Here is a 22,930-nt window from a genome sequence, read left to right as displayed (position 1 = left end):
AAGGAAGGCTGCCATGTCCACATCGGCTCGTCTCCTTGGCCGGGTGCTCACCGGGTTCGGCGCACTCGCCCTGCTCTGTGTGCTGCTGGTCGGCGCCCCGGTGGCGTTGCTCGCATTCGCCGGTAACCCCCTGCCGGCGCAAGTGCCGACCCTCGGTGAGATCGGCACTGTGCTGACCAGCCGCGACGACGGCCAGCTCTTCATCCGGGCGTTGGCGGTGGTCGGCTGGGCCGGCTGGGCCACGTTCGCCCTCTCGGTGCTGGTCGAGTTGGGCGCCCTCGTCGTCCGTCGCCCCGCCCCTCGGTTGCCGGGAATGGGTCGGCAGCAGCGGGCCGCCGCCGTGCTGGTCGGTTCCGTCGCATTGATCTTGGCAGCCAGTCCCGTCGCGGCTAGTGCGGCGGCCGTGGCAGGCCCAGCAGCACCCATGGCAGCCGCCACATCAACTGCCTCCACCGCCATGCCGACCGTCGCGCCAGCTACCTCCGCCGCCGCGTCCACCGTCGCTTCCGCCGCTACGCAGACCGGCGAGCCAGAGCGGACACCGGTCTATCGGGTGGCCAGGGGCGACTACCTCGGATCGATCGCCGCGCGGTACCTGGACGGCTTCGAGGATTACCAGAGCCTGGCCACGCTGAACCGGCTGACCGACCCGGACCGCATCCACGCGGGACAGCTTCTGCGGCTGCCCGCCGAGGCCCACGACCGTGGCCCCGGTCCCAACGCCACCGGGCGGCTGATCGCCCGACCGACCCCACCCCGGCCACCCGCGCCGGCGCCGGCCGAGCAGTCAACCCCGCCGTCACCTTCGGAGTCTGCTGTTTCGGGGATGGCGGTTTCGGACGCGTCCACGACGGATACGGCCGTACCGGACCAGGCCGCTCCGGACCAGGCCGCTGGGGACCCAGCGGCGGAGGTGCCGATCGTGGCCGTGGGTGCGGCCGGTCCCGGCGATCCGAACCGGGTGAATCGGCCGCTCGCCGTCTCGGCGGTCCTCGCCGTGTCGAGTATCGTCGGCGCGCAGATCGGCGCGGTGCTCGGCCTGCGTCGACGCCCGGCGACCGCTCGTGGCGGGACCGACCGGCGGGCGCTGCCGAGCGGTCAACGGCAGTGGGAATTGCCAGCTGGCCGACACCGGCGGGATTGATCCCGGCCCTACGACTGTCCCGGCCCTACGACTGTCCCGGCGGCGCGTCGCCCCAGCAGTCGGTGTGCACGGCCTCAGCCAACGGGCGCTTGCTCCGCCAGCCGTGCCGGGCCAGGTCGGGTACCGCCTCGAAGTGGGTGACCGGGCCGAGGCAGAGCCAGGCCACCGGACGGATGCCGGCCGGGATCCGGAGCAGCTCGGCGAGCCACTGCTCCCGGTAGAACGACACCCAGCCGACGCCGAGCTCCTCGGCGGTCGCGGCGAGCCAGAGGTTCTGGATGGCCAGGCAGGCCGAGTAGAGCCCGGTGTCGGCGATGGCGTGCCGGCCGAGGACCGCCGGACCACCCCGGGCCGGGTCGTAGGTGACAACGATCGACAGGCTGGACTCCAGTACCCCGTCGATCTTGATGCGGGCGAACCTTTCGGCCGCCTCCCCGGTCAGCGTCGCGGCGAAGACCTCCCGTTCGGCGCTGACGTGCTCATGAAAGGCGCGGCGTAGCTCCGGGTCGCGGACCAGGATGAAGTCCCAAGGTTGCGAGTACCCGACGCTCGGTGCCGCGTGGGCGGCGGCGAGCACCCGATCCAGGGTCTCGGCGGGCACCGGTGCCCCGGTGAACTGCGCCCGCACGTCCCGGCGGCGGTGGATGACGTCGTACAGGTCCATCGGGCACCTCGCATGATCACGTCGCCGAGCAATCTAATCCGATCTCCAGGGACGATGCCAGCCTGCGCGCGGAGGTCGGACTTCGGCCCTGGCGTGCCGGACACTGCCGGGGCCATGCTGTCCTGATGGGCGTACGCGTCGAACGGTCCGCGATGGTGACCACAGTGATCCTGGATCGACCACAGGCGCGGAACGCCGTGGACGGTCCGACCGCGCGGGCGCTGGCCGAGGCGTTCCGCGCCTTCGAGGCCGACCCGGACGCGGCGGTGGCGGTGCTCTGCGGTGCGGGCGGCACATTCTGCTCCGGCGCCGACCTGAAGGCGATCGGCACCCCCACCGGCAACCGGGTCGCACCGGATGGGGACGGCCCGATGGGTCCGACCCGGATGACGCTGTCCAAGCCGGTGATCGCGGCGATCTCCGGGTACGCGGTGGCGGGCGGGCTGGAGCTGGCGCTCTGGTGTGACCTGCGGGTCGCCGAGGACGACGCCGTGCTCGGCGTCTTCTGCCGGCGCTGGGGGGTACCGCTGATCGACGGTGGGACGTTCCGGCTGCCCCGACTGATCGGCGAGAGCCGGGCGATGGACCTGATCCTCACCGGCCGTCCGGTGCCGGCGCCCGAGGCGTACGCGATGGGTCTGGTGAACCGGCTGGTCGCCCCCGGTACGGCTCGGACCGCAGCCGAGCAGCTGGCCGCGGAGCTCGCCGGGCACCCGCAGACCTGCCTGCGCAACGATCGGGCCGCGGTGCTGGCCACGGCGGCGCTGCCGGAGCCGGCGGCGCTGGCGACCGAGCTGACGTACGGGGTGGAGTCGCTGGCCGCCGATGCGGCTGCCGGGGCGGCCCGGTTCGCCGCGGGTGCCGGTCGACACGGCGCCAGTGCCTGAACGGGTCATTCGAGCGCGTCGTCGGGGCCTGAACAAGTCAGTCCAGCGCCTCGCCGACCGTCGGGGCGAGCAGCGCGAGTAGCGCCGCCGGGGCGTCCCGGCGTTCGTCCAGGTGCAGCACCAGGTCCTCGATCGCCTGCTGCCGGTGGCGGTCCAGGATTCGCCCGGTCAGGCCTCGATACTTGTCCACGATGGCGGTGTTACTGAGTGGACGCTCCGCCGAGCCGAGCGGCTTTTCGGTTCGCTGCTCGTGGGTCTGACCATCATCGGTGGTCAGGCACACCCGCCCCGCGGATGCCGGTCCGGACACGCGGGTCACGGTCATCTGGTCGATCAGCCGCCACACGTCGTCCTGGTTCAGCCGGTTCGGCCGGAACTGCTCCACCGAGACCGCCCCGTCGAGGAGCGCCGCCGCGGTCGTGTAGCAGACGGACATCTGCGCGGCGACGCTCTCGACCGGCCGGTGGAGTGGGAAGACCGCGTGGTCGAAGACGGAGTCGGCGACCTCGATCTCGATCCGTTTGATGGCGGCGGGGTCGAATCCGTCCGTCGCCCGCAGCGCCAGCGCGGCGTCGATCGCCGGGTGGGTGTACACCATCGCCGTGTACGGCTTGATCGTCTGTTCCGGTAGATACCAGCGTTCGCCCAGCGCTTCGCCGATGGCCGACGGATCGGAGTCCTGCTGCGCCGTGAAGGTCGCGAGGTACCCGCCGTAGTCGCGCTCGAAGACCCGCTTGATCCCGATGTACTCGCCGGCCGCCAGGGTCGCCGCGAGCAGGCCGTTGCGGGCCGCGAAGCCGTGCTGCATGCGCTTGACCATCGACCCGTACTGCGCGGCCATCAGCCCGCCCGACTGGGTCGCGGCGATGCCCAGCGCGTCCTCGAACCGGGCGGGGGTCAGGTCGTACAGCACCCCGCCGGCGGCCGCCGCCCCCGGCCCGCCGAAGACCGCGCCGGAGTGCCAGCCCTGGGTCAGCAGCTGTGGTCCGCCCAGCGCCCGGCCGACCCGGGCCGCGGTCTCGAAACCCAACACCTGGGCCCGGAGGAGGTCCGCCCCGGTGACCGTCTGACGCCGGCCGGCGATGACCAGCAGGACCGGCAGCAACACCGCGTTGGCGTGCCAGGGAATCCGGTACGACACGTCGTCGAGCTCGAAGCCCTGGATGAAGCTGCTGTTCAGCAGCGCCGCCGTGGACGCGTCGGTGGTGCGGTCCCAACCGGCGACCATGCTGGAGCCGGGCTCGACGGTCAGGCTCCGCACGGCGATTTGGGACCAGGGCAGTCGGGCGCCGACCAGGAGGCAGCCGATGCCGTCCAGGATCAGGTGCCGGGCCCGGGTGGTGACCTCGGCCGGAATTGCGTCGATCGAGGTCTCCGCCAGCCAGGTGACGAGCCGACCGGTCGGTCCGTCCGGGTCAGTCGGTGCTGCGCCAGCCACGTTCGTCTCCGCCTCTCGATCCGCCGGATCAGCTCAGGTCCCGTAGGGCGTCGGAGATGGCTCGGTAGAAGGTCGGGTAGGCGTAGATCATGTCGCGGAGTTCGGCCAGCGGCACCGCCGCGTGCACGGCGACCGCCAGCCCGGAAAGTACCTCGCCGCCGGCTGGCCCGACCGACGTTCCGCCGACCAGCACGCCCCGGTCGGCGTCGGCGACGAGTTTGATCAGGCCATCGGCGCGGTGGATCCAGCCGCGTGCCGAGGAACCCAGCGGCACGGTGCCGACCTGGACGTTGATTCCCCGCTGGCGGGCCTGCGACTCGGTGAGCCCGACGCCCCCGACCTCCGGGTCGGTGAAGGTGACCCGGGGCAGCGCCCGGTAGTCGGCCCGGGGGACCGTGTCGTCTGGGGCTGCCCCCGTGCCGTCCGAGGCCGCTCCCGCGCGGTCCGAGGCCGCCTCCGCGTCGGATCGGCGGACGCGGTCGAGCAGGTCGGCGACGACGATGCCCGCCTGGTACGTCGCGACGTGGGTGAAGGCACCGGCGCCGGTCACGTCGCCGACCGCCCAGACTCCCTCGGTGACGCGCAGTCGGTCGTCGACCGGCAGGAAGCGTTGGTCGGCGCGGACACCGATGGTGTCCAGGCCCAGCTCGTCGAGGTGTGCTCGGCGGCCGGTCACCACCAGCAGCCGATCGGCGGTGTACCGCGCCTCGTTCGCCCGTAGGGTGAACCTCTCTCCGTCGTGGTCGACCCGGTCGGCTAGCACTCGGGTGTGGATATCGACGCCGTCGGCGCGGAGTGCGGCGGCGACCACCTCGGAGGACTCCGGCTCCTCGGTTGCCAGTACCCGGTCCAGCGTCTCGATCACGGTGACCCGGACACCGAAGCGCGCGAAGACCTGTGTCAGCTCCAGCCCGATCGCGCCGCCGCCGAGTACCAGCAGCGATTCTGGTAGCCGTTCCACCTCGATCGCCTGGTGGTTCGTCCAGTACGGAGTGTCGGTCAGTCCGTCGACCGGCGGTGCGGAGGGGCGGGTGCCGGTGCTTAGCACGATTCCGTGCCGGGCCTGGAAGACCTGGTCGTTGACGCGGACCCGGCCCGGGCCGTCGAGCCGTCCGCTGCCCCGGATAAAACGCCCGCCCTGGTTGACGAATCGTTCCACCGCGACCCGGTCGTCCCAGGTGTCGGTTGCCTCCGCGCGGATCCGTTCCGCCACGGGTGCCCAGTCGGGCGACACCCGCGCCGATCCGGCGAATTCGTGGACCCGGTGTGCCTCGGCGAGGGTGTTCGCAGCCCGGATCATCATCTTGCTGGGCACGCACCCCCAGTACGGGCACTCGCCGCCGACCAGGTTCCGCTCGACTCCGACGACGCTGAGCCCGGCCTCGGCGAGCCGACCGGCCACCTCCTCGCCGCCGACTCCGAGCCCGACAACGACCACGTCCACCAGCTCCATCGCGTCAGTCTAGAAAGGGGCCGGGGTGCGCGTCGTCGATGTTGGTGGGCCGGGCACCCGGACGGGGGTGCCGGTTCGGGTGAACAGGGCGCGGGCGGTCTCCGCCAACCGGTGGTGCTGCGGCACCCGGGCCCGCCGGGCGAAGACATCGAAGTCTTGTGTGGCGACCTCGTCGAGGATGCCCCCGTAGAGCCTGTACGCGGTGCGGATGCAGGCCTGCGAGGCGGGTTCGAGCAGGGTGACCCCGGGTGCGGCGGCAGCGTAGTGCGCCTGGGCCCGGGTCACCTCGTACCGGATCAGTTCCCGAATCGGTTCGCTGGCCTGGCCGGCGGCGCGTGCGCATAGGAGGTCGTCGCGGGTGACACCGAAGCGGGTCAGGTCCTCGTCTGGCAGATACGTCCGGCCACGGTCGAGGTCTTCGGCGACATCCCGGATGAAGTTCGTCAGTTGGAAGGCGAAGCCGAGCTGGCGGGCGGGCTCCCGGGCCGCGACCGGGTCGGCGCTGCCGAGGATCGGCAGCATCATCGTGCCGATGACGGCGGCGGAGCCCTCCATGTAGTGGAGCAGGTCGTCGTAGGTGGGGTAGGAGCTGACGGTCAGGTCCATCGCCATGCTGTGGAGAAACGACGCGAAGTCGTCTCGGTTCAGGTTGAAGACGGCGATGGTGTGCAGCACGGCGGGGAGTAACGGGTCGTGGACCGACTCACCGTGCAGGCCGGCGATGAACCGTGCGGCCCAGTCGTCGAGCCGGGCGGCCCGATGCGCCGCGGGCAACTCCTCGGTTCGGTCAACAATCTCATCCGCATAGCGGGTGAAACCGTATAGAGCATGTACATGTCGCCGTTTCCAGGCGGGAAGCAGTCGGGTGGCGAGATAGTAGGTGCGGCCGTGGTGACGGTGTAGCTCACGGCATCGGTCGTAGGCGGCGGTGAGATCCGTATCCACCGACCCTCCCTCAATTCGACGCATGAATCGACGCAACTCGTAACCCTAGGGTATGCTCCCGCGCATGGCCAACGACGCAGTTGTGGGTAAAGCCCCCGGGGTTATTCCGGCCCGCCGTGGTGGCGAGACCGACCCGGTCCGCGCCAGCTTGGCCGCCTACACCGAGGAAGTTGTCGCCGCGGTAGACGACACACTCGTCGACTTCCTCGCCGCCGAGATCGACGCGCTGGCCGCAATCGAACCGAGCGCCGGCGAGTTCGCCACCATCGCACGCGACAGCGTGTTGGCCGGCGGGAAGCGGCTCCGCCCGACCTTCGCCTACTGGGGGTGGCGGGGCGTGGTCGGTGACGCCGAGCCGCTGTCCCCTGTGCTGCCGGCGCTCGCCGCGCTGGAGCTGCTGCACGCCTTCGCGCTCACCCACGACGATGTGATGGACTCCTCCGCCACCCGGCGCGGCCGGCCTACCGCACACGTCGCCGTCGCCGCCCAGCACGCCGCGGCCGGGCGGCGCGGCGACTCCGGCAAATTCGGCGAGAACGTCGCTATCCTCGTCGGCGACCTCTGCCTGGTCTGGGCTGACCGGCTCCTCGCGCAGGCCGTCCTGCCGTCGGCCCGGTTGCTGGAGGTCCGGCGCTGCTACGACCAGATGCGGGTGGAGACCGTCGCCGGGCAGTACCTTGACATCCTCGGCGAGAGCGACCCGACGAACTGGTCGGTGGAGCGAGCCCTGCAGGTCGCCCGCTACAAGACCGCCAGCTACACGGTGCAGTGGCCGCTGCTTTTCGGCGCCCGCCTGGCCGGCGTCGGCGCCGACTCCCCGCTGATCGCTGCATACACCCGCTACGGACAGGCCGTCGGCGAGGCGTTCCAACTCTGCGACGACCTGCTCGGCGTCTACGGCGACCCGGCCACCACCGGTAAACCCGCCGGTGATGATCTGCGTACCGGCAAGCCGACCGCACTGCTCATGTTGGCCCGCGACCGCGCCGACCCCGCACAGCGCCGTGCCCTCGACCACGTTGGTGCGAGCGCGGACGACCGGGCGGTCACGCGACTGGCGGAGGTGGTCGCGGAGACCGGTGCCGTCACCCAGGTCGAGCAGATGATCTCCGATCGGGTTGCCGAGGCGATCGAAGTCCTTAATGCTCCATCGATCGATGCCACCGCGCGGACCGCGCTCGCCGGTCTCGCCGCCGTCGCCACCCACCGGCGAGCATGATGGGCGCGTTTACTCGAGGAGGTGGCCAGATGCGCACTGTGCGCGGGCGTACGGACCGGGTCGTGATCGTCGGTGCCGGGCTCGGCGGGCTGGCCTGCGCGCTGCACCTGGCGGGCAGCGGTCGTCAGGTGACGGTGCTGGAACGCGAGTCGGTGCCGGGTGGTCGGGCCGGCCGACTCAGCGTTGACGGGTACGAGTTCGACACCGGCCCCACGGTGCTGACCATGCCGGAGCTGATCGCCGAGGCGTTGCACGCAGTCGGCGAGGAGCTCGACGACTGGCTCGAACTGAGCCCCCTCGACCCCGCCTACCGCGCGTACTATCCGGACGGCTCCACGCTGGATGTCATCACCGACACGTCCCGGATGGCCGCCGAGATCGCGACGGTCTGCGGCCCGCGGGAGGCCGACGGCTACCTGCGTTTCGTCGACTATGCCCGGGAGCTGTGGCGCCTGGAACGGGCCGACTTCATCGAACGCAACCTGGACGCGCCCGCCGACCTGCTCACCGGGAACCTGCTGAAGCTACTCGCCGGTGGTGCCTTCCGACGACTCCAAACGAAGATCAACCAGTTCTTCCGGGACCCGCGTACCCAGCGCGTCTTCTCCTTCCAGGCGATGTACGCCGGGCTCGCGCCGCACGACGCGCTCGCCATCTACGCGGTCATCGCGTACCTCGACTCCGTCGCCGGGGTGCACTTCCCGCGCGGCGGCATCCACGCCGTCTCGCGGGCCATGGCCGGAGCCGCCGAGAAACACGGGGTGCAGTTCCGGTACGACACCACCGTGACCCAGGTGGAGACCGCGGCCGACCGGGCGACCGGCGTCCGGACCGCCAGCGGGGAGTTCGTCCCCGCCGACGTGGTGGTGCTCAACCCGGACCTGCCGGTGGCGCACCGAGAGCTGCTTCAGACCCGGCACCGCCGGCTGACCTACTCCCCCTCCTGCGTGGTCCTGCATGTCGGGTCGACGCAGAGCTATGCGAAGATCGCTCATCACAACATCCACTTCGGGCGGGCCTGGCGGGGAACCTTCGACGAGGTCATCCGCCGGGGCGAGCTGATGAGCGACCCGTCGCTGCTGGTCACCAACCCGAGCCGGACCGACCCGTCGGTAGCTCCCGCCGACCGGCACGCCTACTACGTGCTGGCGCCGGTGCCGAACCTCGACCGGGCCCCGTTCGACTGGCGGGGCGGCCTGGCCGACCGCTACGCCGACCGGCTGGTGCGAACGCTGGAGGAGCGCGGCTACGTGGGCTTCGGAGACGGCATCGAGGTGCTGCGGACGATCACGCCCGCCGAGTGGGTGGAGCAGGGCATGGCCGCCGGTACGCCGTTCGCCTCCGCACATAGCCTCCGCCAGACCGGGCCGTTCCGCCCGCCCACCCTGCACCGCGGATTCGCGAACGTGGTCTTCGTCGGCTCCGGTACCCAGCCCGGAGTAGGAGTGCCGATGGTGCTGATCTCCGGCAAGCTCGCCGCCGCGCGGGTGACGGGAGCCCCTTCATGACCGGCCGGGAAGCCCACCTGGTCGAGCTGGTGGACGAGGCCGGTACGGCGACCGGGCAGGCCACGGTGCTCGCCGCGCACCAACCGCCGGGGTGGCTGCACCGTGCCTTCTCGGTGCTGCTCGTCGACCCCGTCGGGCGGGTCCTGCTCCAGCGCCGGGCCGCGGTGAAGACCCGCTTCCCGCTGCGCTGGGCCAACACCTGCTGCGGCCACCCGTTGCCCGGGGAGCCGCTGACGATCGCCGCCAACCGTCGGCTCGGCGAGGAGCTGGGTGCCGCCCCGGTCGAGCTGACCGAGGTCGGCGTCTACGTCTACCGGGCCGAGGACCCGGCCACCGGCAAGGTCGAGTTCGAATACGACCACGTTCTCCGGGGCGACCTGCCGGACCGCGCCCCGCTGCGCCCGGATCCGGAGGAGGTCGCCGAGCTGCGCTGGGTGCCCCCGGCCGAGCTGGCAGCGGAACTGGACGCCGACCCACACGCGTACGCCCCGTGGCTGGGTGGGGTGCTCAACCGGCTGTTGCACCCGGGCGAGCCCACCCTGCGTCAGCCCACGCTGGCGGCCGAGGAAGCTCCGGAGCGGCCAGGTGACGGATGAGGCACTGAGCGCGGGTGCCGTCGCCCGTCGGCTGGGGGTCGCGGTGACGACCCTGCGTACCTGGCACCAGCGTTACGGGCTCGGGCCCAGCGAGCATGTCCCCGGGCACCACCGCCGCTACACCCCGGCCGACCTGATCCGCCTGGAGACCATGCGGCGGCTCACCGCCAACGGCGTCGCACCGGCCGAAGCCGCCCGTTGGGCCGTTCAGGCTCCCAACGCCGCGCTCCCCGGGCCCGGTCCCCGGACCGAGAGACGGGGGACGCGCGACGGCGGCGGGGCGACAATCCCGGTGGGCCGCTCCGGCCCGGCCGCTCGGGGCCTGGCCCGGGCGGCCATGCGACTTGACTCGAACGCCATCAACGAGGTGATCGACCACGCCATCAGTACCGACGGCGTGGTGGTCACCTGGGACACACTGCTGCGACCAGTGCTCGCCGGGATCGGTGAACGGCACGCCGCCACCGCGGCGCTGATCGAGGTCGAGCACCTGGTGTCCCGCTGTGTCTCGGAGGCGTTCGCCGCGGTGGTCCGCGCTCACGCGCCCCATGGGCCGCCCCGCATCCTGCTCTCCTGCGCCGACGAGGAGCAGCACAGCCTGCCGCTGGAGGCGTTCGGCGCGGCGCTGGCCGAAGCGGGCATCGCCCACCGGCTACTCGGCGCGCGAGTGCCGGTGCGGGCGCTGCTGGAGGCGGTCAACCGTACCGGGCCGGCTGCGGTCGTGCTGTGGTCACAGACTCGGAGCACCGCCGATCCCACACAGCTCACCGCCCTGCTCGCGGGCCCGAATCGGCCGCTGCTGGTGTTCGCGGCCGGACCGGGCTGGCGGGCAGACAGCCTTCCCGCCGGGGTGGTGCGTCCGGTCAACCTCGCCGAGGCGCTTTCACTCGCGGCAGCCGTACGCGACTCGCTGGACCAGTCGGCCGCGGGGTAGGGGCTGCCCGCGAGGCTTCACCTGCGGTTTTGGGGTCCTGCGGGGAACATTCGGGGTCGGTTTGGCTGAGCGACGCGCCATCACGTATGCTTTCCAAGCCTCCGGCGGGGCCGGATGGGAGCAAGACCGTCAGAACTTGTGAGTGTGCAATGATGGCGGGGCCGCCCTCATCGTCTAGCGGCCCAGGACGCCGCCCTTTCAAGGCGGTAGCACGGGTTCGAATCCCGTTGGGGGCACGGTCCGACCTCGGTCGGATGAGCAAGGTCCTGTGGAGCAGTTGGAGTGCTCGCCGCCCTGTCAAGGCGGAGGTCGCGGGTTCAAGTCCCGTCAGGACCGCAAAGTTCGAAGGCCGCGCCAGCACGCGCGGCCTTCGACATATCGGGCAGGTGACCCTGCCCGTCGGCGACCTCGGCGGGCAGGTACCATGACCCGAAGCACGGCCAGGTAGCTCAGTTGGTACGAGCGTCCGACTGAAAATCGGAAGGTCGGCGGTTCGACCCCGCCCCTGGCCACATAGCCTTTCGCCGGGCTATTCAGGTCCCCACCAGCGGAAACGTCGGTGGGGATCTTGTGTTTTTCTTGATCATCGATCATCCCGCGTCGGATGTGGCCGCACCAGATGGCCGCAGTAGCGACAACTCCACTTGGCCCGACGCCAGCATCTCCCCCAACCTCGTGACGGCTTGCCGCTTCATCTCCTCGGACGGGTCCACATACTGCTGCGTGGTGGTGATCCGCGCGTGTCCCAGCGGTGGACACGGATGAACATGGCGGGAGCAGCCTGCCAACGCCCTTCGTTGCGGGCAGTAGTGCGGGCGCCCCTTGCACACGTTCTCATCGGTACATCCGTGTGCCCACCGCGTGGGGCACGGCTTTGTTCGGCAACGCTGGGCTGCGCATGACACCGGGTCTTTGCACCCGTGCTGCCATGGGCGACGCTGCGCCTGAATTTCGACCTCAAGATACGGGGCCGGTCCGTCAAGATGCACAGCCGACCAGTGTAGGCCGATCGCCTCGCCTTGACGGAGGCCAAGCATCAGCCCGACAAGCCACCGCGCCTCCAAGCGGTCATTGGCGATCGTCTGAATGACCTTACGGTCGTGTTTTATCCAGGGGCTTCACACGTTTTGCGGTGCCGTCTGGTGCGTCAATGAGCGTGCAAACGTTCCGACTCGCCCTTCCGCGCCGATGAGCGACCTTCAACGCGCGGGACAGGACTCGGTGGCACTGGAGCACATACGTCGAAGTACGAGGTGTCGGGGCGGTAGGGTCGTGCTTGGCGCCGGCAGCAGCGGCAGAGCGGGACGGCTGGCATGTGAATCGTCATGGCTACGATCTGCGACATGGCGATCGAGTGGCACAGCAAGGTGGCGAAGGCGTTCACTCTGCAAGACGCAGTCAACCTGACGGGTACCCGGTTGACCGGCCTGTTGGGCTGGCAGGAATTACCAGGGAAGGTGGAAGCGCGGCAGGCTACCCCAGCCCGATACCGTGGCGAAGAACAGAGCGACCCAATCCCACCATTACTTCTGAACAAGCGCATCGATCCCTACCCTACCGAGCCGCCTCCACCCGAACAAAGCCACACCGTCGTCGCCGAGGCGATCTTCGAAATTCCTGACTGGCAAGCATCGGCGATTGTAACGGTCGACGACTTCCTGCCATTTTCGGAGGATCCTGAAACGGGTCGTCTTGCCTGGGTATTAGCCGGCCGATCCCCCGAGTCAAAGGTGATGGCCATCGCTGCCACGCTTGCCCTAGCCGAGTGCGGCGGCGGACCCATCAACGACTGTGGAGATCTATCCGACTTCGATACCGCTTCCCCTACCAGGATTTTCGAACGGCTACGCGTGCGAACGCCGCCGCACTCCCTCGACGCCGCCGTTGACGCGGTACTAGCGCGAACCACCGGTCTACTACCAGGCAGACACCGACACACGGCATGACGCCGACCGCGCACCACCAGCCCACAGAATCGTCATTGCGGTACCGCCGGCGACACCCCCTGCGGCACCGACCAACAACGCAAACGCCCCGCCTGGCCTCACGGCTGGGCGGGGCGCTGTTTGCGTCCAGAAGACGGTTTCAATGTCGGATCAATGATCGCCCCGTGCCGGGTGCACGCCGCAGTGCCCATCTGATGGGTCGAGGCTGGTCATGGGGTGAGATTCCATCGCTGTGTGCTGGACGGGTTGTCCACCCATAGCGTGTGGTGACCGTCGTCGCGGACGGTCAGTCCGATCTGTTCCACCTCGGGACGACCGGCGTGCGCCCAGCGTGTGTGTGCGTCGTGTACGTCTCGCCAGATCGGCCCTACCTGCGTTATCCGCCCGTTGCCGACTCTCGCCCAGGAGCCCGCGCGATTGGCGAAGATGTGTTCCGCTTGGCTGGGTGAGTCGTCCGGGCCGGGGAGGGTGACCTGCACGATTTCCGGGCTGTGCAGGTGTAGCCAGGCCGTGAAGTTGTCGTCCCGCAAGTCCGGTGGTGTGTCTGCTGGGTGTCCGAGGCCCACGATTGCGGGGTCGAACGCGGCGTCGGGGATCATCGCCGCCGCGGGGTCGGCCCGCGAGAGCATGAAGGCCGCCCGGGACAGGAAGCGGCCGGAAGCCGTCACCCCGTGCTCGTCGCGGCGGAGCGCGACGAGTCCGAGCGGAACGGTGGCGGCGTTGGCGGAACAGCCGGAACATGCGCGTACTCCCTCACCCTTGCGCCTCGGATATCCATCCGGCCGCGTCGTGTGATTTCAGCGTGCGACTACGGGACTACGCTCGGAAGGAGGTCGATGTTTTCAGGGCTTTTCAGCAGGGGGACGTGTGGATGATCTCGGCGCCCAACTCCGGCAGACTCGTACCGAGGTCGGGGTTACGTTGGCCTCAATGGCCGCTCGTACGTCGTATTCGGTGTCGCATCTGAGCAATGTTGAGGCTGGGCGGAGGACAGCAACGCCCGACATCGTGCTCGCCTACGCGCGGCTCCTCGGGGAGGGTGGGATGAGGCGTCGACAGATGTTCGGCCTGGCGGCCGGAGTCGTCGGCCCGGTTGTGGCTGGTGAGTTGATCCGGGCCGGTTTCAGCGCTGCGCTACGCGGCCGGACTGCTGAGGAGGACTGGCGGGAGCGGGTCGACCAGTACGGTCGGGACTACATGGCGGTGGGAGCCGTGGCGCTTCAGTCCCGCCTCGCGAACGACCTTGTGATCCTGCAGCAGCACTTGGATACGCCGGTCATGTGGTCGCACGCCGCCAGGGCGTTGGTGACCTACGGCAAGACCACTCCCAATCCCACCGAGGCCATCCGCTGGTATGACCTAGCCGGCGTGGCGGCCGACCGCTCCGACGATCTCGCCGTGCGGGTGTGGGTCCGGGGCCGGGCCGCGATCGCGTTGGCCTATGAGGGGGCGGCGCTGACCACGGCGCGGCGGTACGCCGATCAGGCTGTCGCGCTGTCGGACCGGCCGTCACTCGGGCGCGTCCAGGCGCTGATGGCCCAGGCGCATGTTGCAGCCGGACGCGGGGATCGGAGCGGCGCTGTTGCGCTCGATACCGACGCTCGGCGGGTGTTCGACCAGGTGGCATCGCCGGATGGCGAGGTGTCTGATACCGCCGTTCCGCCGTGGCGGATGGCCACGTTCCGGAGCATGTTGTATGCCCGCCTCGGGATGCCCGGCCCCGGGTCCGAGGCCCAGAATGAGGCCGACCGTACGCGACCTGTTGATCTACCGCGTTTCGCTACTCATATTGAGCTGCATCGTGGACTCACGATGGTTAAAGCCGGTGACAGCGCGGGTGGGGTCGCCTACGCCCGGCGGGCAATGGATGAACTACCGGCTGACCGACAGTCGCAGAGCCTGGCACTCATGCTGCGCGAAGTGGAGCAGGCCGCCTCGCGGCGGTAACCCCGGCCCTGCCGCCATCGACGGTACTCCCCGCCTGCACGTCACGCCGTCACCTGTCCGTGTGGTCGCCTCGGGCGCGTCGCGCCGTACCCGCATTTGGAGCTGGCCGATTTCGCCTCAGCTATGTGTGTCGGACATTTAATTAGCCACAGAAGACGCGAATCCCGCTCGCGAGCATTGCTTGTCGATTGTGGAACTGCTTACGACGCTGCCGCAATGCCATCGACGTGATGGACCGCGACATGGAGGCGAACGCGGGTCGATCGGTGCGAGAGATGCACAAGGTTGCGAGGGCCGCCCGGTGGCAGGGATACCTTGAATGCGTCATCGATCTTCGAGGCGTTCATCCCGCGCCGGATGTGGCCGCACCAGATGGCCGCAGTAGCAGCGATTGACGGGGTGTGCCGGCATGAGCGACAGTGCGTCTGAGCTGGGAATGGCACATGCCGGCACTCCGTTTCGGGCATCTGAAAATCGGAAGGTCGGCGGTTCGACCCCGCCCCTGGCCACATAGCCTTTCGCCGGGCTATTGCGGTCCCCACCAGCGGAAACGTCGGTGGGGATCTTGTGTTTCCGGCGGTGCCTGGGAGCTCTGAGGTAGCGGCGACGGCGACTCGGGGCAACCGCGTTGAACCTGGAGCACAAAGCCCTGAGGACGTCTGGACCTGCCGAAGAGCTGATACTTGATTATGCGGTTGGTGCTGTGGTGTTCTGCGGGGGAGCCCACCTGCCCTGCCCTACCGAGTCGAGGTAGTCGTAGGCGGTCTGGGTGGGTGGGCACGGCCAGGTGGACCCGCAGACCGGGCACCGGTCCACGCGTGGCCAGTGCTCGGTGATGATTCGCCGAGCGGACAGGATCATCCGGTTACGCAACTGGGCTGCCGACAGTCGGTCACGGGCGCGATCGGGCATCGGTGGCCATCACCGGGAGTTGGCCCGCTGCCGGGCCAGCGGGGTCATTAACGGCCTAGTATCGAAGATCACCGTTGATTGGTTGCGGAGTGGGTGGTATGCACCCGCCCGTGCCGCGTACCGGGTCGCGGGCCCGGTCGCATCCACACGCGTGGGCTGGCGGCCGAAGCGGTGCCTGGCACCAGAACGTACGGGTACGGACTGTCCGATGAGTCGCCGCCAGGCGCTACGGATGTTTCGCATGAGGATCGCCCTCCCTCGGTGCTGCTTCAGCGGTTGGCTCCCATCATGATGTCGCTGCTGTGTCGCCGGGCGCGGCGGCACAGCACATGGCAAACCACCCACATTTGTGGCGACATTTAGACGACAGATAGCTATGGTGATGGTCATGACTGCCCCCAACACCGCGCTTCGAGCTGTCCGTGCCGGGATGCGGATGAGCCAGGACGACTTCGCCCGTGCGCTGCAGGCCGCCGGCCACCGGACCGGGGAACCGAACGACGCCAACAAGCGGCTGGTACAGCGGTGGGAGTCCGGCGTGATCGCTGCTCCCCGGCCCGTCTACATCCGCGCGCTGGAGGTCGTTACCGGCCTTCCCATCGAGCTGCTTGGCTTCGCCACCCTGCCGGGCGCTCAGGTAAAGGCCGATCGCAAGGGGGGCCACGACCTGACCTCGTCCATGTCGGATCTGGTTACCCCAGAGCCAGTAGCGCGCCCAAGCGCCCCGCATGGCTCATACGTGGGTGTGTGGCTGAGTCGCTATCAGTACTACTCGAGCGGTCGCGGCGAGTCTTACGCAGGGCAGCACTACGTGGTGCTGTTGCAGCACAGCGACCGGCTGACCGTACGCAGCCTCCCGAACTCCGCAGCTTCGTCGCTGTCGCTGGACCTCACCGTGGATGGCAGTGTCGTCACCGGGACGTGGACCGAACAGACGGCCGAGGAGGGCTACTACCGAGGTGCCCGCTATCACGGCGCAATCCAGCTGCTCGTTGAGCCGACCGGCAGACGCATGACCGGCAAGTGGGTCGGTTTCGGCAAGGATATGGACATCAACACCGGCCCGTGGGAGCTGGTGTTCCAGGACAGCTCGACCAGCAAAGCCACCCTGGACCGGTACAACACCCTGCCCCAGGACCTATCCGGATAGCGCGCCGTCTGCCGTTCCCGTAGGCGGCCGTCGCGACCGTTAGCTCGGCCGCGACGGCCATCCGCTGTCTCGGTCGCGACGGCCGCCCGACAGGTTGGCCCACGTGCACCGCCGATCATGCCGGCGGTGCACGCGGTGCTGCCGACCGCCCGTACTGGTATCGGCGGGCTACCCGGCGCACCCCGGTACGTCGCCAGTGCAGTTATTCGGCCGGTTCTGGATCACGATTGTGCCGGTGGCGGGGTTCAGCTCCACCGTGCCGCCCAGCTCGTTGAGGATGCCGCCGCCGTCGGTGGTGGCGACATTCTTGGTGACCTTGCTGGCGAAGAGGGTGAGCGCGCCGGCGTTGCCGTTGAAGATGCCGCCGCCCTCTTCCGCCTGGTTACCAATGACCCTGGTGTCTCGCAGCACTGACGTACTGAGATTGGCGAGGCCGCCGCCGTCACCAGCGGCCCTGTTATTTTCGATCACGCTGTCCTCGATAGTGACGTTGTTGTTGAGGTTCACGAAGACGCCCCCACCGGCACCGCCGGCGTGGTTCGTGCTGGTGACCGTGTGTCGCATCGTGAGCTGGGCCGTGCCGGGAACGCTGATGCCGCCGCCGTTGTCGCCGCTGCGGTTGGCGGTAATTTTGGACTTTTCAATGATGACGTTGGCGCCTGAGCCGATGATGAGACCGCCGCCAGCGTTGTGGGCATAGTTCGCCACAATTTCACTTCGACTGACCGTCGCACTATTGAAGAGGGCGGCGCCGCCGCCACTATTGGCTGCCGTCCTGTTTCGCGCGACCAGCGAATCGGTCATGCTGAGCTGAACCTGGCTGTTAATTCCGCCGCCGTCGATCCCTGCGGCGTTGGCGGTGACGGCAGAACTGTGGATGGCTGTGCTGCCCAGGTTGAAAATGCCGCCACCCACATTGCCGGCGATGTTCTGGGTGATGGTGCTGTGCTTGGTGGTCAGTGCTCCGCCGGTGTTGACGAGTATTCCGCCGCCACTGCCGTCAGTCTGACCGCCGGCGATTCTCAGGTGGTTGAGGGTGAGGTCGCCGCCATGGCCGACGGTGAGGATCCTGAATTGGTCGGTGGCGGCGGCGCGTTCGATGGTGGTGTGTTTGTTGCCGTTGAGGGTGATGGGGGTGGTGATGGCGGGGAGTCCGGCGCCGTCGATGTCGGCGGTGAGGAGGTAGGTGCAGTCTTTGGCGAGGTCGAGCACAGCGCCGCCGCGGGCGTTGGCGAGGGTGATGGCGGCGATGAGGGCGTCGGCGTCGCAGGGGACCGGGCTGGCCGCCGACTCCTTCTTCCCCTCGCCTTGGCCGTCGCCCTTTCCGTCGTCTTGGTGGCTGCCGGCGGGTCGGTCGGGTTGCCCGGGCCGGTCGTCGGCGCTGGCGAGAGTGTGTCCGACAGTTTCGGCGGCCGGGGTGGCGGCGACCCCGATAGTGGTCAGGGCCAGGCCGGTAACGCCGGCTAGCACGACGGCCCACCATCGTGGCCTGGGCTTACGCCGGCCGAACCGGCTGAGTTCATGGGTGTGGTGCGGACGGTTCATGCAGCCTCGGTGTCCTTCCCCGTTACGGACGAGGGGCCACCCAGGGCGTGTTGCGGGTAGCCCCTCTGCTGTCCGGCAGCCAACCCGAGTAAGGTCCGATATGTGATCTCAATCGCGATTTGCGCGAGTAAAGTCCCCCAAACGGTATGACGCCGACCTCGGGGCGCGTCCTCGGCCCAGTAGGACAGATGGCGTCATGACGGGCTGCGGTAGCTTTGCATCCCGTGACAGCACCTGAGATCACCGTTGCCAGGCCGGAAGACCGTGAGCGCGTCGTCGGCTCACTGGTCGCCGCATTCGAGAAAGATCCCCTCCTGCGATGTTATTTCCCCGACGAGGCGACCTACCCTGAGTACGCCACCGTCTTTTTCGGGTACCTTTTCGACAAGCAGGTGCATCAGCAAACGATCTGGATGGTCGAGCGCGGAGCGTCGGTCGCGATCTGGCAGTCGCCCGGGGCGGAGGGCGAGGAGCTGGACGGCGTTCTCGCCACTCAACTTCCCGCCGACGCGCTGACCCGTTTCGATGCCTTCCATCGGGCGATGGACGCGGCAATGCCGGCAGAACCTTTCTGGTACCTCAGCGTCCTGGGCACCCATCCGGAAAGTATGGGGCGTCGATGGGGCCACGCGGTCATGGCGGTGGGGCTGCGACACGCTGCCGCAGCGGGTCTTCCGGCGATCCTGGAAACCAGTAATCCCGACAATGTCGAGATGTACCGGCGTGCCGGCTGGGAGGTGGCGAGCACCTTCGAGGAGCCCCTGCCCACCTGGATCATGCGGCAGTCGACTCACTGAGTTAGCGGGCCCAACTCATCCCGGCAGGACCGCCGGCGCGGCCATTGAGCGAGGCGCCGGCGGTTCCTGCCTCGACGTGCACTGGTAGTCAGCAGCAGCTCGCCTGACTGCCGCTGCCCGCTGTTTCCTTCGCCGCGGCCGGCGTGCAGCACGCGCTGTCGGTCGGCTTCTGGAGTTGGTCGGAGTCGGCCTTGACGGTGTAGACCTCCCACGGCTCCTTGCCGGGGCCGTGTACCCAGACCTTGTCCTGCAGCGCGTAGCAGCACTCGGTGTCCTTCTCCTCCGAGGTGGTCAGGCCAGACTCGGCTAGGCGCGTGGTCGCGGCGTTCACCTCGTCGGTGTTGGGCACCTCGACCCCCAGGTGGTCCAGCGCGGTGGGCTGGTCCGGCTCGCCTTCCAGGAGTACGAGCTTCAGTGGCGGGTTCGCCACGGCGAAGTTGGCGTACCCGGGGCGGCGCTTGGCCGGCTCGGTGTCGAACAGCTTCGAGTAGAAGGCGATCGAGCCTTCGAGGTCGGAGACGCGGAGCGCGAGCTGTACCCGGGACATGGCTTTCCTCCTGGTGGGTTCGGTCATCTGGTTGTCGGCGTGGTGCTACGACGCCGGCTTCGCTGTCTAGATATTTCTCGAAGCAAGCCCTAGTCTGCGCTCTGATTTGAAGATTGTCAACCTAGAGGTTTATCTAAACAACTTCCCGGCTCCGCTCCGCTCCAGGCCTGATCGCGGATGTCCGCGCGGTGGCTGGCTGCGCAACCTCGACTTCGAGCCGCGGCTCTCCCTCCCGGGGGCGAAGGATGTGGGCCGTGAGGGCAGCGACCAGGCAGAGGAGCGCGGGCAGGAGGAACGTGTGGCTCAGGGGAACCAGCTGGGTGAGGGGCCCGATGACGGCCGGCCCGCTGAGCATGCCCAGGTAGCCGAGGCCCGCGACCCGGGAGACGTTGGTGCCAGCGGCGTCCGGGTCGGTGTGGCCGGCCGCGCTGAAGAGCTGCGGTACGGCGCCGGACAGGCCGATTCCGAGCACCGTCCACCCCGCGAGAGCGAGTGGGATCGACGGTGCGAGCGCGATGGTGGTCAGGGCGAGCGCAGCCAGTGCACAGCCGTACCGGACGATGGCCACCGGGCCGAAGCGTGCGACGGCGCGGTCGGTGAGAAATCGCCCAATCGTCATCGCGCTGGCGAAGGCGCCGTAGGCCAGTGCGGCGGTGGCGGCGGGTGCGTCGAGCGCGTCGCGCAGGGCCAGTGCACTCCAGTCGTTGGCGACGCCTTCGGTGAGCATCAGGATCAGTGCGAGCCCAGCGAGCGCCCAGATCCGCCGGGGGGTGCGGGCTCGGCGGCTCCTGATCGCGCTGGCGGGCGTTGACGTGCTGGTGGTCGTCGGCCGCGCCAGCAGCGCGGGTGCGACGACCGCGGCGACCACCAAGGCGCCGACGCTGACCATGGTCAGCGTGGTGGTCGGGCTCCAGCCCCAGCTGAGGGTCCGGGCGCCGACCAGCGCGGCGAGGACGCCGCCGACGGAGAACATGGCGTGGAACGCGGACATGATTGGGCGTTTGTATCCGGCTTCGACCTGAACCGCATGGGTGTTCATGCTGACGTCCAGGCCGCCGTTGCCGATCCCCAGGACCAGTAGGGCCAGGCCTAGCGCCCCGGCGTTCTCGGCGAAAGCGGGTGGGACGAGGGCCGCGCTGCACAGCGCTGCACTCAGTGGGACGACCCGACGGGCGCCGAAGCGGTCGGTGAGCGGCCCCACGACGTGCATCCCAGCGAAGGCGCCAGCGCCGAGGAGCAGCAGGAGCCAGCCGAGCGTGGTGTGGCTGATGCCGGCTCGGTGCTCGATGACGGGGATGTGGACGATCCAGGCTCCGAGGAGGAAGCCGTTGAGGGTGAAGTAGGCGAAGGTGGCCAGCCGCGCCGCCCGTAGCGATTTAAACATGCTGGCGAACATAGCAAACATATTTTCTGTTTGAACCTCGAAATTTGAAGGCATCTAGTGTTCAATGAGGGGATGGCGAGCGTGGACCGACACCGACAGATCATCGATGCCGTACGCCGGGCCGGTCAGCTCAGCGTGGTGGAGCTGGCAGAACGAACCGGCACGTCGGAGATGACCGTCCGCCGAGACCTGGAGCTCCTGGCCGAGCAGGGCCTCCTCGAGCGCTACCGGGGTGGGGCCAAAAGCGTGCTGCTGCGCGGCGAGGAACCCCCGTTCGCGCTTCGGGCAACCGACGGCATTGAGGTCAAAGAACGAATCGCCGCATCGGTCGCCGAGATGATCGCGGACGGCGAGGCGGTCGTCATCGACGCCGGCACCACCTGCCTTGCGGTGGCCCGCGCGCTGGCCCGGCGTCGACTGACCGTCATGCCGCTGTCCCTGCACGCGACCAACGCCCTCGTCGGCGCCCCCCAACTGCGGCTGCTCATGCCCGGTGGAGAGCCCCGCCCCGGCGAGTTGGCGCTCACGGGCCCCCTGACGGAGGCGTCACTCGCCGCACTTCGCTTCGACACCGCGATCATCGGCTGCTGCGGCCTGACCGCCGCGAACGGGCTGACCGCGTACGACCTGGCTGATGCCGCGATCAAACGAGCCGCGATAGCGTCGGCCCACCGCGTCATCGTGGTAGCCGAGGCGGCCAAACTCTCCCGTACCGCCCTCGCCCTGGTCGCACCCGCCTCCGCGCTGCACGCCGTCGTCACCACGGACGAGGCCCCCGACGCGGAGGTGGCCGCGCTGCACTCCCTCGGCGTTGCCGTACGGCGGGTGTGAGCGGGTGGCAAGAGTTGGCCGCGCTGCTGCGGTGCTGGGAATGACCTGAACATGGTCCCGCCTCTCGCCACTAGGCGAGAGGCGGGACCGGGTTACCCGGGATCAGGTTGACCTGGTGCCGGGGTCAGCCCGCGCAGCCGGGGACGTTGACGCAGTTGTTGGGCCGGTTCTCGGTCACCACGGTGCCGGTGGCGGTCTCCAGGTTCACCGTGCCGCCCGCATCGTTGAAGATGCCGCCGCCGTCAACCGCAGCGGTGTTGCGGACAATCTTGCTGTCGACGACGGTGAGGATGCCGGTGGCCTCGTTGTAGATGCCGGCGCCCTCGTTGCCGGCCTGGTTGCCAACGACCTTCGTACGCCGTAGCACCATCTCTACGAGGTTGTAGAGGCCACCACCGTCAGTGACGGCGGTGTTGTTCTTAACCAGGCTGTCCTCGATGACGATCGTGGCACCCGGGTTCATCGCCAGGCCGCCCGCACGGGCTGTTCTGGCGGCGTTGTCGACGAGGGCGACAGACCTGAGCGTGACCTGCGCGTCGAAGTTCGCGAGGATGCCGCCCACCTCAACGCCGCTGTTGTGGGAGACCTCGGTGTCCGTGACGGTGGCGATTCCCTCTTCGACGAGCAGGCCACCGGTCGTGTCCTCAGCATGATTGGCGGTGATCGCGCTGCGTTCGATCCGCACCGTGCCCTCGCTGTTGATTCCGGCTCCATCGAGTGCGGTGTTGGCGTACACCCGGGTCTTTTTGATGTCGAGCGCCCCCACGCTGGTGATACCGCCGCCGACCCCGGCAGCGGTGTTCCGTTCAACGGTGGAGTGTCGGAGGTGGGCGGTGCCGTTGCTGGCGATGCCGCCGCCGTCGCTTTCGGCGATGTTGCGGGTGATGGTGCTGTGGTGGGTGGTGAGGGCCCCGCCGGGGTTGACGAGGATTGCGCCGCCGTCGCCGTCGGTCTGTCCGCCGGTGAGTTTCAGTTTGTTGAGGGTGAGGTTGCCGCCGGTGTTGACGGTGAGGATTCTGAATTCGTCGACGGCGGCGGCGCGTTCGATGGTGGTGTGTTTGCCGCCGTTGAGGGTGATGGGGG

General features: G+C 68.9%; 21 protein-coding genes, 3 tRNA genes and 1 pseudogene. 14 read left to right on the top strand and 11 right to left on the bottom strand.

Features of this window, described 5'->3' with window-relative positions; translation table 11 throughout:
- The first annotated feature begins 13 nt into the window (after positions 1 to 13).
- A complete protein-coding gene (locus B116_RS0123555) occupies positions 14 to 1,144 on the top strand; it encodes a LysM peptidoglycan-binding domain-containing protein (RefSeq protein WP_027661512.1) in 1,131 nt (376 codons plus the stop codon).
- A 25-nt stretch (positions 1,145 to 1,169) separates the two neighbouring features.
- On the opposite strand, the gene bluB is transcribed toward B116_RS0123555, so the two are convergent.
- Positions 1,170 to 1,808 (bottom strand): 5,6-dimethylbenzimidazole synthase, encoded by a 639-nt coding sequence (gene bluB / locus B116_RS0123550; RefSeq protein ID WP_027661511.1) that lies wholly within the window; start codon positions 1,806 to 1,808, stop codon positions 1,170 to 1,172.
- A gap of 125 nt (positions 1,809 to 1,933) precedes the next feature.
- On the opposite strand from bluB, the gene B116_RS0123545 reads away from it, so the two are divergent.
- Complete coding sequence (locus tag B116_RS0123545; protein WP_018724471.1) at positions 1,934 to 2,695, top strand: crotonase/enoyl-CoA hydratase family protein; 762 nt, start codon at positions 1,934 to 1,936, stop codon at positions 2,693 to 2,695.
- Between the two features lie 37 nt (positions 2,696 to 2,732).
- On the opposite strand, the gene B116_RS0123540 is transcribed toward B116_RS0123545, so the two are convergent.
- From B116_RS0123540 to B116_RS0123530, 3 genes are read right to left on the bottom strand one after another with little or no spacing between them, the layout of a single operon-like run.
- Complete coding sequence (locus B116_RS0123540; protein ID WP_027661510.1) at positions 2,733 to 4,133, bottom strand: MmgE/PrpD family protein; 1,401 nt, start codon at positions 4,131 to 4,133, stop codon at positions 2,733 to 2,735.
- Positions 4,134 to 4,161: 28 nt separating this feature from the next.
- Positions 4,162 to 5,586, bottom strand: a complete 1,425-nt coding sequence (locus tag B116_RS0123535) for a dihydrolipoyl dehydrogenase family protein (RefSeq protein ID WP_027661509.1) — start codon at positions 5,584 to 5,586, stop codon at positions 4,162 to 4,164.
- A gap of 9 nt (positions 5,587 to 5,595) precedes the next feature.
- Positions 5,596 to 6,531: a phytoene/squalene synthase family protein gene (locus tag B116_RS0123530; RefSeq protein WP_027661508.1), complete on the bottom strand. Its 936-nt coding sequence runs from the start codon at positions 6,529 to 6,531 to the stop codon at positions 5,596 to 5,598.
- Positions 6,532 to 6,595: 64 nt separating this feature from the next.
- Here B116_RS0123530 and B116_RS0123525 point away from each other — a divergent pair, with 64 nt between their 5' ends.
- The 8 genes from B116_RS0123525 to B116_RS27225 all read left to right on the top strand — a co-directional run bounded on the left by B116_RS0123525 (position 6,596) and on the right by B116_RS27225 (position 12,734).
- Complete coding sequence (locus B116_RS0123525; protein WP_027661507.1) at positions 6,596 to 7,750, top strand: polyprenyl synthetase family protein; 1,155 nt, start codon at positions 6,596 to 6,598, stop codon at positions 7,748 to 7,750.
- A gap of 29 nt (positions 7,751 to 7,779) precedes the next feature.
- Positions 7,780 to 9,258, top strand: coding sequence for a phytoene desaturase family protein (crtI, locus tag B116_RS0123520; RefSeq protein ID WP_027661506.1), 1,479 nt, complete (start codon positions 7,780 to 7,782; stop codon positions 9,256 to 9,258).
- Positions 9,255 to 9,854, top strand: a complete 600-nt coding sequence (idi, locus tag B116_RS0123515) for an isopentenyl-diphosphate Delta-isomerase (RefSeq protein WP_027661505.1) — start codon at positions 9,255 to 9,257, stop codon at positions 9,852 to 9,854. Before crtI ends, idi begins: the two co-directional genes overlap by 4 nt.
- The gene (locus tag B116_RS0123510; protein WP_027661504.1) at positions 9,844 to 10,788 is read left to right on the top strand and encodes a MerR family transcriptional regulator; all 945 of its coding nucleotides are present in this window, start codon (positions 9,844 to 9,846) and stop codon (positions 10,786 to 10,788) included. The genes idi and B116_RS0123510 overlap by 11 nt, the downstream gene beginning before the upstream one ends.
- A 163-nt stretch (positions 10,789 to 10,951) precedes the next feature.
- Positions 10,952 to 11,024 (top strand) — tRNA-Glu (locus tag B116_RS0123505).
- 26 nt (positions 11,025 to 11,050) lie between these two features.
- Positions 11,051 to 11,124 (top strand) — tRNA-Asp (locus tag B116_RS0123500).
- Positions 11,125 to 11,226: 102 nt separating this feature from the next.
- A tRNA-Phe gene (locus B116_RS0123495) sits at positions 11,227 to 11,300 on the top strand.
- 831 nt (positions 11,301 to 12,131) lie between these two features.
- Positions 12,132 to 12,734, top strand: coding sequence for a hypothetical protein (locus B116_RS27225; RefSeq protein ID WP_223874663.1), 603 nt, complete (start codon positions 12,132 to 12,134; stop codon positions 12,732 to 12,734).
- Positions 12,735 to 12,943: 209 nt separating this feature from the next.
- Here B116_RS27225 and B116_RS25815 read toward each other — a convergent pair.
- Positions 12,944 to 13,438, bottom strand: a pseudogene (locus B116_RS25815) (protein-L-isoaspartate(D-aspartate) O-methyltransferase); the annotation flags it as partial.
- Between the two features lie 163 nt (positions 13,439 to 13,601).
- Here B116_RS25815 and B116_RS0123485 point away from each other — a divergent pair.
- Positions 13,602 to 14,681 carry a helix-turn-helix domain-containing protein gene (locus B116_RS0123485; protein ID WP_027661503.1) on the top strand — a complete coding sequence of 360 codons (1,080 nt, stop codon included), beginning with the start codon at positions 13,602 to 13,604 and terminating at the stop codon, positions 14,679 to 14,681.
- A gap of 687 nt (positions 14,682 to 15,368) precedes the next feature.
- On the opposite strand, the gene B116_RS0123480 is transcribed toward B116_RS0123485, so the two are convergent.
- Together B116_RS0123480 and B116_RS28540 are read right to left on the bottom strand one after the other, a co-directional pair.
- Positions 15,369 to 15,593, bottom strand: coding sequence for a hypothetical protein (locus tag B116_RS0123480; RefSeq protein WP_026322061.1), 225 nt, complete (start codon positions 15,591 to 15,593; stop codon positions 15,369 to 15,371).
- Positions 15,594 to 15,602: 9 nt separating this feature from the next.
- Positions 15,603 to 15,836 (bottom strand): hypothetical protein, encoded by a 234-nt coding sequence (locus tag B116_RS28540; protein WP_026322062.1) that lies wholly within the window; start codon positions 15,834 to 15,836, stop codon positions 15,603 to 15,605.
- A 133-nt stretch (positions 15,837 to 15,969) separates the two neighbouring features.
- On the opposite strand from B116_RS28540, the gene B116_RS0123470 reads away from it, so the two are divergent.
- Positions 15,970 to 16,743, top strand: a complete 774-nt coding sequence (locus B116_RS0123470; protein WP_018724135.1) for a helix-turn-helix domain-containing protein — start codon at positions 15,970 to 15,972, stop codon at positions 16,741 to 16,743.
- 168 nt (positions 16,744 to 16,911) lie between these two features.
- On the opposite strand, the gene B116_RS0123465 is transcribed toward B116_RS0123470, so the two are convergent.
- Positions 16,912 to 18,288: an autotransporter outer membrane beta-barrel domain-containing protein gene (locus B116_RS0123465; protein ID WP_027661502.1), complete on the bottom strand. Its 1,377-nt coding sequence runs from the start codon at positions 18,286 to 18,288 to the stop codon at positions 16,912 to 16,914.
- 224 nt (positions 18,289 to 18,512) lie between these two features.
- On the opposite strand from B116_RS0123465, the gene B116_RS0123460 reads away from it, so the two are divergent.
- A complete protein-coding gene (locus B116_RS0123460) occupies positions 18,513 to 19,085 on the top strand; it encodes a GNAT family N-acetyltransferase (RefSeq protein WP_027661501.1) in 573 nt (190 codons plus the stop codon).
- Between the two features lie 88 nt (positions 19,086 to 19,173).
- Here B116_RS0123460 and B116_RS0123455 read toward each other — a convergent pair whose 3' ends face one another.
- Together B116_RS0123455 and B116_RS0123450 are read right to left on the bottom strand one after the other, a co-directional pair.
- The gene (locus B116_RS0123455; protein WP_027661500.1) at positions 19,174 to 19,632 is read right to left on the bottom strand and encodes an ArsI/CadI family heavy metal resistance metalloenzyme; all 459 of its coding nucleotides are present in this window, start codon (positions 19,630 to 19,632) and stop codon (positions 19,174 to 19,176) included.
- Positions 19,633 to 19,765: 133 nt separating this feature from the next.
- On the bottom strand, positions 19,766 to 21,028 hold the full coding sequence (locus tag B116_RS0123450) for an MFS transporter (protein WP_027661499.1): 1,263 nt from the start codon (positions 21,026 to 21,028) through the stop codon (positions 19,766 to 19,768).
- Positions 21,029 to 21,088: 60 nt separating this feature from the next.
- Between B116_RS0123450 and B116_RS0123445 the strand changes: the two genes are divergently transcribed.
- Positions 21,089 to 21,847: a DeoR/GlpR family DNA-binding transcription regulator gene (locus B116_RS0123445; RefSeq protein ID WP_026322063.1), complete on the top strand. Its 759-nt coding sequence runs from the start codon at positions 21,089 to 21,091 to the stop codon at positions 21,845 to 21,847.
- 124 nt (positions 21,848 to 21,971) lie between these two features.
- Here the strand turns inward: B116_RS0123445 and B116_RS25810 are convergent.
- Positions 21,972 to 22,930: hypothetical protein (locus B116_RS25810; RefSeq protein WP_033667825.1), on the bottom strand; the 959-nt coding region annotated here is incomplete at its 5' end.

The organism is Salinispora fenicalii (genome assembly GCF_000514815.1).
GTDB classification, from domain to species: Bacteria; Actinomycetota; Actinomycetes; order Mycobacteriales; family Micromonosporaceae; genus Micromonospora; species Micromonospora fenicalii.
This window is presented reverse-complemented; position numbering and strand designations above follow the sequence as displayed.

Bases quoted from the DNA above. Each gene is read 5' to 3' on its own strand.
- B116_RS0123445 (WP_026322063.1), top strand. From the start codon at position 21,089: ATGGCGAGCGTGGACCGACACCGACAGATCATCGATGCCGTACGCCGG.
- B116_RS0123555 (WP_027661512.1), top strand. From the start codon at position 14: ATGTCCACATCGGCTCGTCTCCTTGGCCGGGTGCTCACCGGGTTCGGC.
- crtI (WP_027661506.1), top strand. From the start codon at position 7,780: ATGCGCACTGTGCGCGGGCGTACGGACCGGGTCGTGATCGTCGGTGCC.
- B116_RS0123535 (WP_027661509.1), bottom strand. From the start codon at position 5,586: ATGGAGCTGGTGGACGTGGTCGTTGTCGGGCTCGGAGTCGGCGGCGAG.
- bluB (WP_027661511.1), bottom strand. From the start codon at position 1,808: ATGGACCTGTACGACGTCATCCACCGCCGCCGGGACGTGCGGGCGCAG.
- B116_RS0123470 (WP_018724135.1), top strand. From the start codon at position 15,970: ATGGTGATGGTCATGACTGCCCCCAACACCGCGCTTCGAGCTGTCCGT.
- B116_RS27225 (WP_223874663.1), top strand. From the start codon at position 12,132: ATGGCGATCGAGTGGCACAGCAAGGTGGCGAAGGCGTTCACTCTGCAA.
- B116_RS0123525 (WP_027661507.1), top strand. From the start codon at position 6,596: ATGGCCAACGACGCAGTTGTGGGTAAAGCCCCCGGGGTTATTCCGGCC.
- B116_RS0123545 (WP_018724471.1), top strand. From the start codon at position 1,934: ATGGGCGTACGCGTCGAACGGTCCGCGATGGTGACCACAGTGATCCTG.
- B116_RS0123455 (WP_027661500.1), bottom strand. From the start codon at position 19,632: ATGTCCCGGGTACAGCTCGCGCTCCGCGTCTCCGACCTCGAAGGCTCG.
- idi (WP_027661505.1), top strand. From the start codon at position 9,255: ATGACCGGCCGGGAAGCCCACCTGGTCGAGCTGGTGGACGAGGCCGGT.
- B116_RS0123450 (WP_027661499.1), bottom strand. From the start codon at position 21,028: ATGTTCGCCAGCATGTTTAAATCGCTACGGGCGGCGCGGCTGGCCACC.
- B116_RS28540 (WP_026322062.1), bottom strand. From the start codon at position 15,836: ATGCGAAACATCCGTAGCGCCTGGCGGCGACTCATCGGACAGTCCGTA.
- B116_RS0123465 (WP_027661502.1), bottom strand. From the start codon at position 18,288: ATGAACCGTCCGCACCACACCCATGAACTCAGCCGGTTCGGCCGGCGT.
- B116_RS0123480 (WP_026322061.1), bottom strand. From the start codon at position 15,593: ATGCCCGATCGCGCCCGTGACCGACTGTCGGCAGCCCAGTTGCGTAAC.